Below are 14,507 nucleotides of genomic sequence, written 5' to 3'. Positions count from 1 at the left end.
TCGCGCCCCGCGCCCGTGGCTCTCGGCCGGGCGCCGCCCCTGGGTTCGCGGGCGGCCGCCCGCGATCCTGCCGCCACCGGGGCGATCAGGGCAGGCGGGACAGATTGCCATCACGACAGGTCGAAGGACTATGAGGCCTTGACCCGATAGGCCGCCCTGCGGCCGGAACCGGCCGGCGGCATCGCGGCGGGCCGTCGCCGGGTTCGTCGAGAATTGTCGCACGAATCCCGTTGTCTTCGTGGTATTTCGGAACGTTTCGCGCCAGGAAACGGACAGGCCCGGGCGAACTTGGGCCATTACCCGCGGCGGGCCGGCGCCCCGGCGAGGCGAGATCCAGCCCCGGCCGGGACGGTGACCGGGTTCTGCCCGGGTGGACGCGGGACCGGTGGGGGGAGCGGGCATGGGGATCCGGGATATTCCGGGCATGGCGCGGATGGCGTGCCTTCCGGCACGCTGGACGGCCAGATCCTCCAGATCGGGGCGGGAAGGCGGCGGGCTGCGGGCCGGGGCGGCAGCCGCCGGGGAGCAGGACCTCAGCCCCGGGCCTGAGGGGGACCGGCACCGGAGCGCCGCCGGCGGGTGGCGGTGGCGCCAGGCCGCGGGCGTCATCCTCACGGTGGTGGCCAGCGTCACCGCGACCGAACTGGCCCGCCGCGCCGGCAGCCCGGCCTGGCTGGTGGTCCTGGCCGCAGCCGTACCTGTGGCGGCGGGTACCGCCTGGCTCGACCGGCAGTGGGGCCGCTGGTGCCGGCAGGAAGACGACCGGCGCTGGCTGGTGGAAACGGTCCTGGATGACTTCCGCTCCCGGGCCACCGCCGTCACCCTGGCGGCCGGCATGTTGAGGCGCAGCCGTTCCCAGGCCTCCGGCGGGGCCTCTGCGGTAGATCCCGCGACCCCGGCCGCGCCCGTCTCGCCGGCGACCTTCCCGGCGGTGCCGGCTCCCACCTCCCCGGTGGCGCCGGCTGCCGCAGCGAGGGAGACTGCCGCCATCACCGGGCCCCGGTTTCCTGATCCCCCGGACAGGCCGGACGCCCGCGCGTCCCTCGCCGGCCCTGGCGGCGGGTGGGGGCGCATCGTTCCCCTTCGCGTGCAGGAGGGGTTGCCCGCCGGCCGGTTCGCTGACGAGCGTCCCCACAGCCACGTGCTGATCCAGCTGGAGGCCGAGGCCGAGCTGCTGCGCCTCAGCGCCTTGCAGCTGGCCTGCTGGTTGCGGCTTCAGGCCCGGCGGGTGCGGCCCGAACGGGAACGGGTCGACCTGGCCGCCGTGGCCGAGCGGGCCGCCCGCCGGCTGGCTGCCGTGGCCCTGGCCCGCCAGGTGCAGGTCACTCTGGCCGGCCGATCCGGGACGGCCATGGTGGTGCGCGGCGACCGGGCGTTGCTCGAGCTGCTGTGCTCGAGCCTGGTGGCGGCGGTCATCGACCGCTGCCCGCCCGGAAGCCGCCTGGAGATGCGGGTTGACGGTGACGGGGCGGCGGTCGTGCTGGGCCTGGAGGCGCAGCCGCCGGCCCCGGCCGGGGACGGGGGCCGGCCCGGGATCATCCCGGCGGAGGGCAGGGCAGTACTGTTGCCGGAGGCGGTCCGCGACGCTCGCCCTGGCGCCGTTGCGGCCGGCTCCCGGGCCGGCGGCCCGGCAGGCTCCGCCGGTTCCACCGCGGGACGAACCGGCCCCGCGGGAGGGGCGGCCGTGGGCAACCGGTGGCGCCGCGGCGTGACCTCGCCCCTGGCCCTGGAGCTGGTGGCGGCGGTGGCGGGCCTGCATGGCGGCCGCTGGCGGGCGGCGCCCGGCGGGTTGCGGTGGACCGTCGAGTTGCCCGCGGCCCACGGCCCCTTCGGCATCCTCCGGTCGCTGGTGCGCCCGGCGCCCTCTCCAGGTTTGCCGGCTTCGCGTCCCAGTCCCCTGGTCAAGGCGCGGGCCACCCCGGGGATCGTCTCGCCGGTGGCGGGTCTTCCCGTCGTCCGGGCCGCCGCCCCTCGCGCCCTTGCCCGGCGGGCCACGGTCGTGGCGCCGGCGGTGGTCCCCGGCGGCGGCAGGGTGGCGCCCTCGCCGGCGCGGTGGGCAAGCCCGCGCCGCGCCGGCGGTACGCGCCCCTTGTCCCCTGGCGGCCCTGGACGGCCCGCGGGGCAGGCCGGGGGTCCGGCCGGCTGGCGGCACGGGTTGCGGCCGCCCGGGTTGCGGGGAATCCTAACCAGGGTGAGACCCGTGCCGCACCTCTCGGCGCTGGCCGTGAAATTCGTCGCCACGGCGGCCGTCCTGCTCTGGATCCTCCCTGCAGGGGGGAGCATGGCCGGACCCGGTGCTCTGCTCCTGCTGGCTGCCGCCGTCACCTTGGCCGGTTACGTCACCGGCGATCGCATCGTCTTGCCCGTCGGCGGGCAGGCGGTGGCGATGGTGGTGGACGTCCTGCTGGCGGCCCTGATCCTGGCGGTGGCCGGCTACCTGTGGCCGGCCCTGGCCCTGCGGCCGGGACCGGTGGGGCTGGCGTCCCTGGCCCTGGGCATCGCCGAGTTCTTCTTCCACCGGTACTTGAAGACACGGGGGCTGGCCCGGCTGGTGCCGGGCGAGTAGAGGGCACACCCTCCGGCAACCCTCCGGCCGCGGCCAGGACACCGGAAGACCCGGAAACCCGGGAGACCGCCGGGTCACCCCCCGGCGACGGCCTATGCCGCAGCAGCCCCTTGATCCGCAGCGGCGGCGGCCTGCCGCAGCCGCGGTGGCCCGCCGCCGTGGTAGCCTGTTGCCGTCGTGGCCTACCGCAGCCAAGCTGACCCGCCTCCGCGGCCTTCTCTCACCACGGCCGGACGCAGATCACCCTGCCAGAAGTGGTATCATCGAACTTCGGAAGAAGGACGGCCCGCCGGTGCGGTTTGCTCTGGTTTGCGCCGCACCGGCGGGTCCGTTCCAGGCGCCGTGCCCCGGGCCGGCGGGTACCGCCCAACGGCGGGCCGGGCCGGACGGCCGGTTCGACCGGCGGGAACGGCGGGTGGGAGGAGGGTTGTTTGTTGGATGCGGCGGAAGTGCTGGCCCGCCTCGCCTCCATCGCCGGTTCCCCGGGCCATGAGGGGCCCGTGGCGGCGGCGGTGGAAGAGCTCTGGCGGCCCCTGGCCGCCGAGGTGCGCCGGGACGCCCTGGGCAACGTGATCGCCGTGGTGCGGGGCGAGGGGCTGGCCCTCCCCGGCGGCCGACGGGCCAGCGTGATGTGGGCGGCCCACATGGACGAGATCGCCCTACTGGTGGCCGCCATCGAAGAAGAGGGCTTCCTGCGGGTCGACGCCGCCGGCGGCGCCGATCCCCGCAACCTGCTGGGGCTGGAGGTCACGGTCCACACCGCGGGCGGGCCCCTCGCCGGCGTGGTGGGGACCAAGCCGCCCCACCTGACCAGCGCCGAAGAGGCGCGCCAGGTGCCCCGCCTGCGGGACCTGTTCGTCGACGTGGGCCTGCCGGCGGAGGCGGTGCGGCGCCGGGTGCGGGTGGGCGACCCCGTCACCATCCGCCAGTCGCCGGCGCGCCTTCAGGGCCGGCGCATGACGGGCAAGAGCCTGGACAACCGGGTGGGCGTCACGGTGCTCACCCTGGCCCTGGCCGAACTGGCCCGCCGGCGCCACGCCGTGGACGTGTACGCCGTGGCCACGGTCCAGGAGGAAGTGGGGCTGCGGGGGGCCGCCACCAGCGCCTACGGCCTCGACCCCACCCTGGCCATCGCCGTGGACGTGACCTTCGGCGACCAGCCCGGCGTGCCCGACGGCAAGACCGTGGAACTGGGCAAGGGCGCGGCCGTCGCCCAGGGGGCCAACATCCACCCGCAGGTGCTGGAGGCCCTGCGGGAGGCGGCGAAGGCCGAGGGCATCGCCACCCAGCCCGAGCCCATCCCGGGGGCGTCGGGCACCGACGCCTGGGCGATCCAGATCGCCCGGGAGGGGATTCCCACGGGCCTGGTGTCGGTGCCCCTGCGGCACATGCACAGCCCGGCGGAGGTGGTCGACCTGGGCGACGTCCAGGAGGCGGCCCGCTTGCTGGCGGTCACGGCGGCCCGGCTCGACGCCGAGGCCGTCAGCCGGCTGGTGGGTCCGGGTTGGCAGGAGGTGAGGGCCGGTGCTGCTGGCGCGGCTCAGTGAGGCCCGGGGCGTCTCCGGGGACGAAGGGGCGGTCCGCGAGCTGATCCTGGAGGCGGTGCGCCCCCATATCGACGCCTACCGCATCGACAGCATGGGCAACCTGCTGGTCGTCAAGGGGAAGGACAAGCCCGGCCCCAGGGTCATGGTGGCCGCCCACATGGACGAGGTCGGCCTGATGATCACCCGGATCGAGAAGAGCGGCCTCCTGCGTTTTGCCAAGGTCGGCGGCCTGGACGACCGGCTGCTGCCCGGCAAGCGGGTGCGGGTGGGGCCGGACGGCGTGCCTGGGGTCATCGGCAGCAAGCCGATCCACCTGGACCGAAAGGCGAGCAGCGTGACCCCCGCGGACGAGCTCTACATCGACATCGGCGCCACCTCCTGCGAGGAGGCGGAGAAGCTGGTTCGTCCCGGGCAGTACGCCACCTTCGACACGGCCTTCGGCGAGCTGGGCCAGGGCTGCTGGAAGGGCAAGGCTTTTGACGACCGGGTGGGTTGTGCCCTGCTGGCCGCCCTTCTGGAGGAGGAGTACGACTTCCCCTTTTATGCCGCCTTCACGGTCCAGGAGGAGATCGGCCTGCGGGGCGCGGCCACGGCGGCCTATACCATCGCGCCCGACGTGGCCCTGGTGCTGGAGGGCACCACCTGCGCCGACATCCCCGGTGCGGACGAACACGGCCAGTCCACCCGCCTGGGGCACGGGCCGGCCATCACCGCCATGGACCGGACGGTGATCCCGCCCCGCTGGCTGACGGACCGGCTGGTGGCGGCGGCCGAGCGGCGGGGCATCCCCTACCAGTGGAAGCGGACCACCTTTGGCGGCACCGACGCCGGCCGGATCCACCAGGCGCGGGCCGGCATCCCGTCGGCGGTGGTCTCGGTGCCCTGCCGGTACATCCACTCCCCCTGCGCGGTGATGAGCCAGCAGGACTACCACAACGCGGCCAGGCTGGTCCGCGGGTTTCTTGAAGATTTGAGCGAAGGAGGCGTGCCCCGCCATGGCGACTGACATGACGGACCGCCGGGCCGGGCCGGGCGGCGAGCCGCAGCGCCCCTCCGGTGCGGGCCGCGAACCGCAGCCCGTTGCCGCACCGGCCGGGGAGCGGGAGGAGCCGGCCGGCGAATCCCGCCTGATCGGCTTCCTCCGCGACCTGACCCAGACCTACGGCCCGTCGGGCCGGGAAGAGGCCGTGCGCGAGTACATTCGCGCGCGGGTGGAGGCCTGGGCCGACGAGGTGCGCGTGGACGCCCTGGGCAACCTGATGGCGCGGCGCGGGCCGCGGGGCGGGGCGGCCCCGGGCCGAAGCGGCGGCCCGGGACGGCGGATCATGGTGGCCGCCCACATGGACGAGATCGCCCTCATCGCCACCCACATCGACGAGAAGGGTTTCATCCGGGTCGAACCGGTGGGCGGGCAGGATCCCATCATCCTCATGGGCCAGCGGGTCGAGTTTGCCGGCGGCGTGATCGGCGTGGTCTCCAGCGAGAAACTGGACGGCGCCCGCGACCTCAAGATGGGCAAGCTGTTCGTGGACATCGGCGCCACCTCGGGCGATGACGCGCGGCGCCACGTGCGCGTGGGCGACATGGCCGTGTTCCACCGGCCCCTGGAGCGGGCGGGCCGGCGCCTGGTCGCCAAGGCCATGGACGACCGCTCGGGCTGCGCGGTGGTCATGGAGGCCATGGCGCGGCTGGAGGACTCGCCCCACGAGGTGTACTTCGTCTTCACGGTCCAGGAGGAGGTGGGCCTGCGCGGCGCCCGCACCGCCTCCTTCGGCATCGAGCCGGACGTGGCGGTGGCGGTGGACATCACCCTGGCCGGGGACACTCCGGAGCCTGAGCACCGGGTGGCGGTGGAACTGGGCAAGGGGCCGGCCGTCAAGGTGAAGGACAACAGCCAGATCGCCCACCCGCTGGTGCGCCGCTGGATGGAAGCCACGGCGGAGGCGGAGGGGATCCCGTACCAGCTGGAGGTGCTGCCCTTCGGCGGCACCGACGCCGGCGCGATGCAGCTGGCCCGGGCCGGCGTGCCGGCGGGCACCCTCTCCATTCCCACCCGGTACGCCCACACGCCGGGGGAGATGGTCGATGCCGGCGACCTGGAGGGGGCCGTGCGGCTGCTGGTCGCCATGCTGCAGCGCCCGTTGCCGGAGCTCTAGACCCCGGCCGGAACCACGGCATGCCGCGGGCGGCCAGCAGGCAGCCGGGCCGGGAGAAGCAAGGGCTGGGAGAAGCCGTTGGGCTGGGTGAAAATGAATATCACTTCTTTTCTGCCGAAATCGCGCGATTTTGCGGGTTCACGGCAGGATTCTCGCCCGGCCATGCGGTACAGTAAGAGAGGCGGGCGCTGATCCGGGCCCCGGCAACGCCTCCCGGCCGCGGGAGCGTGCCGGGCGCTCCGGCCCACAGGCACTTGCACGCCGGGGCCGGTCCACGGGGGTCCGCCAGGGTCAACCACCGCTGCCAGCCGCCTTGCCACGGTGGACGGGGTTGCCATAGACTTAGAGGGGTAAACCGGCGAGGAAAGGAGCACCGGCCGATGATCTACGTCATCTGCGAGCCGTGCGTCGGCACCAAGGACCAGTCCTGCGTCGAGGTCTGCCCGGTGGACTGCATCTACGAGGGCGAGGACCAGTTCTTCATCCACCCGGAGGAGTGCATCGGCTGCAGCGCCTGCGCGGCCGTTTGCCCCGTCGAGGCGATCTACGACGAGGATGAGGTCCCCGAGCAGTGGGAGCACTACAAGGAGAAGGCCCGCAAGTTCTTCGAGGAACGCGGCCAGCTCTGATCCTCGGCCGCCCCAGCTCCCATCACCGAGCGTGCCAGCCAGCAGCGCCCCGGAGCCGCCTCCGGGGCGCGTGTTGTATTTAGACCGCACCCCGTCCAGGCGAACATGGCTCTGACCGCCGGAGGGCCGGCTCCCCGGAACTCGAGACCGGCCTTTGTTCAGGGCCGGCGAGCCGCCGTGGCGTGCCGCACGATGGCCGCGACGCGCCTCTCCGTTGGCTCGTCCAGGTGGGTGAAAAACCAGGCACTGGGCATGAGCTGGTCAGGCTGGTTCGGTTCGCGCTCGAAATGGGCTTTGAGTTCGGCCTGCATGTGCCGCGGGGCGGCCCTCCCTGGAGCCGCCCCGCAGATCACTCTCGCATACCATGTTGCCTTGCGCAGGCACCGTCACGCCGCCTGCATGATCTGCCGCAGCACCTTCTGCAGGATCCCGCCGTGCCGGTAATACTCCACCTCGATGGCGGTGTCCAGCCGGCACAGGACCTCGAAGCGGACCTCGCTCCCGTCATCGCGGCGGGCCGTGACCTGCAAACGCTTGCGCGGCGTCAGGCCCTCGCCGATGCCGGTGATGAAGTACTCCTCGGTCCCCGTGAGGCCCAGGCCGGCCGCGTTCTGCCCGTCGACGAACTGCAGCGGCAGCACGCCCATCCCCACCAGGTTGCTGCGGTGGATGCGCTCGAAGCTCTCGGCGATCACCGCCTTGACGCCCAGCAGGTAGGTGCCCTTGGCCGCCCAGTCGCGGGAGCTGCCGGTGCCGTACTCCTTGCCGCCGATGACGATCAGCGGCGTGCCTTCCTGCTGGTAGCGCATGGCGGCGTCGTAGATGGTCATCTTCTCGCCGCTGGGGATGTGCAGGGTCCAGCCGCCCTCGGTGCCGGGGACCAGCTGGTTGCGCAGCCGGATGTTGGCGAAGGTGCCCCGCATCATCACCTCGTGGTTGCCGCGGCGCGAGCCGTAGGTGTTGAACTCCTCCCACTTGACGCCGTGCTCCAGCAGGTACTGCCCCGCCGGGCTGTTCTTGGGGATCGAGCCCGCCGGCGAGATGTGGTCGGTGGTGATGGAATCGCCCAGGAGGGCCAGCACCCGGGCCCGGACGATGTCCTCCGGCCGGCCGGGTTCGTCCCCCATGTCCTTGAAGAAGGGCGGCTCCTGGATGTAGGTCGAGGCCGGATCCCAGTTGTACAGGTCGCCCTCGGGCGCGGGCAGCTGGCGCCACTGCTCGGGGCCCTCGAAGACCCGGGCGTACTCCTTCTTGAACAGCTCGGGCCGCACCACCTGGCGGATGGTCTCCTGGATCTCCTCCTGGGTGGGCCAGATGTCCCGCAGGTAGACGGGCCGGCCGTTGGGGTCATAGCCCAGGGGGTCTTCCAGCAGGTCGATGTCCACCGTGCCGGCCAGGGCGTAGGCCACCACCAGCGGCGGCGAGGCCAGGTAGTTGGCCTTGACCAGCGGGTTGATCCGGCCCTCGAAGTTGCGGTTGCCGCTGAGCACGGCCGCCGCCACCAGGTCGTTCTCGGTGATGGCCTGGGCCACGTCTTCCGGCAGGGCGCCGCTGTTGCCGATGCAGGTGGTGCAGCCGTAGCCCACCACGTGGAACCGCAGCGCCTCCAGGTACGGCAAGAGCCCGGCCTCCCGCAGGTAGTCGGTCACCACCCGCGAGCCGGGCGCCAGGCTGGTCTTGACGTAGGGCTTGACCGTCAGGCCGCGCTCCACCGCCTTCTTGGCCAGCAGGCCCGCCGCCAGCATCACCGACGGGTTGGAGGTGTTGGTGCAGCTGGTGATGGCGGCGATGACCACCGACCCGTGGGTGAGCTCGGTGGTGGTGCGGGGCCGGGTCAGCACCGCCACGCCGCCGCCCTCGCCGGACGAACCGGCATCGCGCGCCCCGGCTCCCGCGCCGTCCCCGCCGGCCGCGGCCGCACCCGCCCGGGCGGCCTCGCGCCCCGGCTCGGCGCCCGGCCGGAAGGGCACCGAGGTATCGCCCGGCTTCTTGCCGAAGGTGGCCAGGGCCTCCCGGAAGGCGCGGCCCGCCTCCCGCAGCGGCACCCGGTCCTGGGGCCGCCGCGGGCCGGCCAGGCTGGGCTCCACGTCGCCCAGGTCCAGCTCCAGCACGTCGCTGTAGACGGGGTCGGGCGTCTGGTCGGTGCGGAACAGGCCCTGCTCCTTGCAGTACCGCTCCACCAGGGCGATGTGGTCCTCGTCGCGGCCCGTCAGGCGCAGATAGCCCAGGGTCTCGCCGTCCACGGGGAAGAACCCGCAGGTGGCGCCGTACTCGGGCGCCATGTTGCCGATGGTGGCCCGGTCCGCCAGGGGCAGGTTGGAGAGGCCCGGCCCGAAGAACTCGACGAACTTGCCCACCACGCCCTTCTTGCGCAGCATCTGGGTGACGGTGAGCACCAGGTCGGTGGCGGTGGCGCCCTCGGGCAGCCGGCCCGTCAGGCGGAAGCCCACCACTTCGGGCACCTGCATGAAGTAGGGCTGGCCCAGCATCACCGCCTCGGCCTCGATGCCGCCCACGCCCCAGCCCAGCACCCCCATGCCGTTGACCATGGTGGTGTGGGAGTCGGTGCCCACCAGGGTGTCGGGGTAGGCCCGCACCTCGCCGTGTTCTTCCCGGCGGTGGACCACCTTGGCCAGGTACTCCAGGTTCACCTGGTGGACGATGCCCGTCCCCGGCGGTACCACGCGGAAGTTGTCGAAGGCGTTCTGCGCCCAGCGGAGCAGGGTGTAGCGCTCGCGGTTGCGCTCGAACTCCTTCTCCACGTTGTAGAAGAAGGCGTACTGGGTGCCGAAGGCGTCGACGATCACCGAGTGGTCGATGACCAGGTCCGCCGGCACCAGCGGGTTGATCCGCCTGGGGTCGCCCCCCATGCGGGCCACGGCGCTGCGCATGGCGGCCAGGTCGACCACCGCCGGCACGCCGGTGAAGTCCTGGAGCAGCACCCGGGAGGGCATCCAGCCGATCTCCCGCCCGTCGGGCCTGGGCTGCCAGCGGGCCAGGGCCAGGACGTCGTCCTCGGTGACGGTCTCGCCGTCCAGGTTGCGCAGCAGGTTCTCCAGCAGAATGCGGATGGTGAATGGCAGGCGATCCAGGTCGACGCCGGCCGCCTCGGCCAGCCTGGGCAGGCTGTAGATCACCACGGGGCCGCCCGGCGTCTCCAGGGTGGTGCGTACGCCAAACGGGTCGCGTCGCTCGGCCATCCGTCGTCCCCCTCTCTGGGGCCATTGTAACGCTTTTTCTATCCGGCCAGGACCTGCCGGTCCCATTCCGGGGCGCACAAGGCGGGGGGCTCGGCAACCGCCGGCCGAGCCCCCCGAAACCCAAATCCCACAAGCGCCATCGATGCCTTTTCGCCACCCGGCGCCGTCGCGCTTCCGGCGCCCTCAGGCTTCGCCCTGGGCCTTGGTGAAGCCTGGCTCGCCGTTGAACTCCTGCAGCACCTCGATCTGCATCCAGCGGAAGCGGCTGCCCACCCGCTGGACCAGGTCGACGATGTCGTCCTGGCGCGCCTCGCCGTCGCCCTTGTAAAGGAAGCGGCAGCGGTAATGGTCCACTAGGTCCGTTAGGCCGCCCGTGGGCGGGTACACCTGGGTCCCCCGGTTGGAGATCATCTTCAGGCGGAAGGCGCTGCCCGCCGCCAGTTCCTCCAGGGCGGGACCCAGCTGCTCCGGCAAGAGGTCGCTCTCGACGAACACGTCGGCGCCCACGATGCGCCGGCTCCTGGCCTTCACGTAGGCCGGTTCGGGGCTGATCTGGGGCAGCTTCACGGCACGGTAGGAGCGGACCTGGGCGTTCCGCGGCTTCTGGCCCAGGTTGGCGATGATGGCGTCGGTGTACTCCGTGGTCTTGGCGCCGCGGTCGTAGCCCACGATGTCGCCCGTCAGGACCTTGCCTTCCTCCAGCGTGTAGAGGACGGCGTTCTCGATCAGCTCGGCCACGGCGAACTCCTCGATGTAGCGCAGCATCATCACCGCCGAGAGGAGCACCGCCGTGGGGTTGATCACGTTCTTGCCGGCGTACTTGGGAGCGGAGCCGTGGACCGCCTCGAAGATGGCCACCTCGTTGCCGATGTTGGCCGAGGGGGCGAAGCCCAGCCCGCCGACCAGGCCCGAGGTGAGGTCGGAAAGGATGTCCCCGTTCATGTTGGTGGTGACGAGGACGTCAAACTGCTCGGGTCGCTTGACCAGCTGGTGGGCGGCGTTGTCCACGATGATGTGCTGGGCCTCGATGTCCGGATACTCCTGCGCCACCCGCTCGAAGACCCGCTTCATGGTCCCCTCGCTGAGCTTCATGATGTTGGACTTGGTGGCGCAGTGGACCCGCTTGCGGCCCTCGGCCCGGGCCAGCTCGAAGGCGAAGCGGACGATCTTCTCCGACCCCTTGTCGGAGATCAGCTTCAGGGTCTGGGCGACCCCCGGCGTCTGCTGGTGCTCGATGCCGGCGTAGAGGTCTTCCACGTTCTCGCGGACGACCACCAGGTCGATGCCCCGGCCCGAATAGGGAGTGGGCACGTTGGGCAGCTCCCGCACCGGCCGCACGTTGGCGTAGGTCTCGAAGAGCTTGCGCAGGGTGACGTTGGCGCTCTTCTCGCCGTAGCCGACAGGGGTCTCCAGGGGCCCCTTGAGGACGATCCGCGACTTGCGGATGGACTCGATGGTCTCCTGCGGCACGCCGGAGGCAAGGCCCTTCTTAAATACACTGGCCCCCGCTTCTCGGATCTCGAAGACCAGGGGGGCCTTGGCTGCCTCCAGAATCTTTAAGGTCGCGTCGATACACTCCGGGCCGATCCCGTCGCCGGGAATGACGGTGACGAGTTTGCGGCCGTCTTCGGTGACGAAGAGCTTCTTCCCGCTCTCGGTGGTTACGAGTGGCATATCTTCCTCCCCAGGGGCTCCCGTGCCCCTCGACGCGAGTATACCACTGGGCTTGCCAGCCAAGTCAACTTTCGGGCGGACCCGCCGCACCGGGGGAGGAACCGGCGGGGCCGGCGGCCGGCAGCCCGCCGGCCCCGGGGTTCCGGGAGCTCAGCCCACCGGCCAGGCCTTGTGCAGGTTCGACCAGGCGACCACGTACATCAGGACGAACCAGGCCAGGAAGGCGAAGACCAGCACCACGGTGCCCGGCGCCTCCGCCCGGGCCCCGGGGTCACCAGGCTGCAGCGCCGCCGCACGGCCGGCCCCCGCGGCCTGGCCCGCCGGGCCCATGCTGGCGGCCGGGCCCTGGGCCTTCCGCCCCTGTTCGCTGCCCGGCTCCTCGGGGTCCGACCCGCCGGTGATGGGCGGGGTCGTGACGGGCGGGGTGGCCGGCGGCAGGGCGATGCGCAGGCCCGCGCCGACCCGGGTGGTGGTGCGGTGGGAGAAAAGGGTGCCCAGCATGACCGCCACGAACATCGCTCCGCCCAGCACCGCCACCACGGCGCCGATGCCAACCCCGGCGAGCAGCAGCTGGACGCGGGGATCTTCAAAGACCGTCACCGGGATGGCCGCCTGCTGGTAGGTGATGTCCCACAGGCGCCGCGGCACGCCCAGCTTCCCGGCGGCCATCATGCTCCCGGTCAGGACGGCCAGGCCCAGGGAATAAATGTAGGGCTGCCACCGGGCCAGGCCCGGGAAGGCCAGGGGCCGCTGGCCGATCAGCGGCAGCAGGTAGTAGGCGATGCCCATGAAGGCCACCGTGGTGCCGGCCACCACCGTGGAGTGGAAGTGCCCCGGGACGAACAGGGTGTTGTGCACCAGCATGTTGAGCTGCATCTGGCCCATTATCACGCCCGTCACGCCGCCGACGAAGCCGAACCAGAGCAGGGACAGGGCCAACGCCGCGAAGCCGGGCTCGCTCCAGGGCGCCTTGCGCAGCCAGGTGAACAGGCCGCGGTGATGGCCCCGCTCCCGCTGGGCGACCTCCACGGCGCTGGGGATGGAGAAGGCGTGGATCATGCTGCCCACCGTGGCCAGGTACATGAAGTAGCTGGTGTTCATGATGCGGTTGCTGGTGCCCAGGCCGGGGTCGACCAGCAGGTGGTGGATGGAGCCCAGCTGGATGAAGGCCACGTAGAGGAAGAAGGCCAGCCGGCTCAGCCCCTCATGCAGCGGCCGCGCGCCCACCGTCAGGCTGGCCAGAGCATACCAGACGCCCACCATGGCGGCCAGGTTGACCTGCTGGGATCCGTGGCCGAAGCCCCAGAAGAGGAGCCGGTAGACGGCCGGGTCGACCGACGGCAGCCAGCCCATGCTCCACAGGAAGGTCGGGATCAGGGCCAGGGCGCCCGAGACCAGGGTGAAGACCGCCAGCACCGCCGCGGCGAGGAAGGCATAGGTGACCAGGGGCAGGGAGGTCTTCACCAGGCCTTCCGCCCGCGCCCGCAGGACGGTGGCGAAGAACACGCCCACCGCCACCAGCGCCCCCACGGTGAAGACGATGAGCCCCAGGTAGAAGGCCGGGTGGCCCTTCAGGGGCGGGTAGGCGGTGACCATCACGTTGGCTTCGCCGGTGAGCATGGCCGCCTCGGTGACCAGGGCGCCCGCCAGCATGAGCGCGTAGGCGATCCAGCCCGCCCGCGGCGTCACCAGCCGGGCATTGAGCAGGACGGCACTGCCGAAATACAGGCCCGCCACCTCGAAGAACAGGATCCAGAAGACCAGCATGGTCGTGCCGTGGGCGGTGACGAACCGGTAGAACAGTTCCGCAGGGAGCAGGTGCACCGCCGGCCAGCGGGTCAGGCCGATGAGCAGGGCCAGCAGGCCGCCGAAGGCCAGGAAGACCACCGCCGTGACCGCGTTGGTGATGATCAGGGTCTCGGCCGGCCGGTGGACGGCCAGGCCGGTGACCGGGCACGTGCGGAAGTCTGCGGCAGGCCCTGCCGGCGCCGGGGTGCGGGTCGCCACCACGCTGCTTGACGCCATGAGACATCCCCCCACCTAGTCGACCACGATGAGCCTGCCGCTCATCAGGTGGTGTCCGACGCCGCAGTACTCGTTGCAGACCACGGCATACTCGCCGGTCTGCTGGGGCGTCAGCTCGATCACGTAGACGTAGCCGGGCAGGACCTGGAAGTTCAGGTTCAGCGGCTGGATGGAGAAGCCGTGCTGCAGGTCGGTGGAGGAGACGTAGAGCCGGTACGTCTCGCCGCGCTTGAGCCGCAGGATGGGCCGCCACTGGTAGGCCATGGCCTCCAAGTAGACCTCGCCCCCCGGCTCCGGTTCCACCACCGGCACGCCGAACTCCTCGCCCACCTGGTGCTCCTTGATGAAGGCCTCGGCCGCGGCCTTGAAGTCGGCCGGCGCCATGCGGTAGCTCTCGATGGGCGTGTTCTGGTGGCCCACGTGGGGCCAGATCCACATCATGGCGAACATCACCAGGGCCCAGATCAGGCCTGCCATGAGCCAGACCCGCTCGATCCGGCCCAGGGGACCCCACCACACCCGCGGCGGCGGTTCCAGGGCCGAGGCGCCCCCCGGACCGGCCACGGCATGAAGAGCCGGGCCACGTTCCGCTCCGTTCATCCCCTTGACCTCCTCTGCGCACGTGCTGCGTTCCCGCCGGATGCGGCCCCCGCGGGAGGCTTTCGCTTCCCTGGCGGGCGAGGGGCGGGCGCCGCCCCCGTCATCAGGCT

Annotated in this window: 9 protein-coding genes; 5 read left to right on the top strand and 4 right to left on the bottom strand. The window is 72.0% G+C overall.

The window, feature by feature from the left end:
• The first annotated feature begins 400 nt into the window (after positions 1 to 400).
• The 5 genes from DYI95_RS08375 to DYI95_RS08355 all read left to right on the top strand — a co-directional run bounded on the left by DYI95_RS08375 (position 401) and on the right by DYI95_RS08355 (position 6,898).
• Complete coding sequence (locus DYI95_RS08375; protein ID WP_116900243.1) at positions 401 to 2,566, top strand: DUF2512 family protein; 2,166 nt, start codon at positions 401 to 403, stop codon at positions 2,564 to 2,566.
• 434 nt (positions 2,567 to 3,000) lie between these two features.
• Complete coding sequence (locus tag DYI95_RS08370; RefSeq protein ID WP_116900244.1) at positions 3,001 to 4,113, top strand: M42 family metallopeptidase; 1,113 nt, start codon at positions 3,001 to 3,003, stop codon at positions 4,111 to 4,113.
• Positions 4,091 to 5,119: a M42 family metallopeptidase gene (locus DYI95_RS08365; protein ID WP_116900245.1), complete on the top strand. Its 1,029-nt coding sequence runs from the start codon at positions 4,091 to 4,093 to the stop codon at positions 5,117 to 5,119. The genes DYI95_RS08370 and DYI95_RS08365 overlap by 23 nt, the downstream gene beginning before the upstream one ends.
• Complete coding sequence (locus DYI95_RS08360) at positions 5,109 to 6,269, top strand: M42 family metallopeptidase (protein ID WP_243149701.1); 1,161 nt, start codon at positions 5,109 to 5,111, stop codon at positions 6,267 to 6,269. The genes DYI95_RS08365 and DYI95_RS08360 overlap by 11 nt, the downstream gene beginning before the upstream one ends.
• A gap of 380 nt (positions 6,270 to 6,649) precedes the next feature.
• A complete protein-coding gene (locus DYI95_RS08355; RefSeq protein WP_013496099.1) occupies positions 6,650 to 6,898 on the top strand; it encodes a ferredoxin in 249 nt (82 codons plus the stop codon).
• Positions 6,899 to 7,284: 386 nt separating this feature from the next.
• Here the strand turns inward: DYI95_RS08355 and DYI95_RS08350 are convergent, their stop codons facing one another.
• The 4 genes from DYI95_RS08350 to DYI95_RS08335 form a co-directional block, all read right to left on the bottom strand.
• Complete coding sequence (locus DYI95_RS08350; protein WP_116900246.1) at positions 7,285 to 10,098, bottom strand: aconitate hydratase; 2,814 nt, start codon at positions 10,096 to 10,098, stop codon at positions 7,285 to 7,287.
• 183 nt (positions 10,099 to 10,281) lie between these two features.
• Positions 10,282 to 11,772, bottom strand: coding sequence for an NADP-dependent isocitrate dehydrogenase (locus tag DYI95_RS08345; RefSeq protein WP_116900247.1), 1,491 nt, complete (start codon positions 11,770 to 11,772; stop codon positions 10,282 to 10,284).
• A 150-nt stretch (positions 11,773 to 11,922) separates the two neighbouring features.
• Positions 11,923 to 13,797 (bottom strand): cbb3-type cytochrome c oxidase subunit I, encoded by a 1,875-nt coding sequence (locus tag DYI95_RS08340; RefSeq protein WP_116900248.1) that lies wholly within the window; start codon positions 13,795 to 13,797, stop codon positions 11,923 to 11,925.
• Between the two features lie 15 nt (positions 13,798 to 13,812).
• Positions 13,813 to 14,397 (bottom strand): cytochrome C oxidase subunit II, encoded by a 585-nt coding sequence (locus tag DYI95_RS08335; RefSeq protein WP_116900249.1) that lies wholly within the window; start codon positions 14,395 to 14,397, stop codon positions 13,813 to 13,815.
• Positions 14,398 to 14,507 lie beyond the last annotated feature (110 nt).

It is taken from the genome of Thermaerobacter sp. PB12/4term (genome assembly GCF_003403315.2).
GTDB lineage: Bacteria > Bacillota > Sulfobacillia > Thermaerobacterales > Thermaerobacteraceae > Thermaerobacter.
The sequence above is the reverse complement of the archived record's forward strand: the minus strand, read 5'-3'. Positions and strand labels throughout refer to the sequence as shown.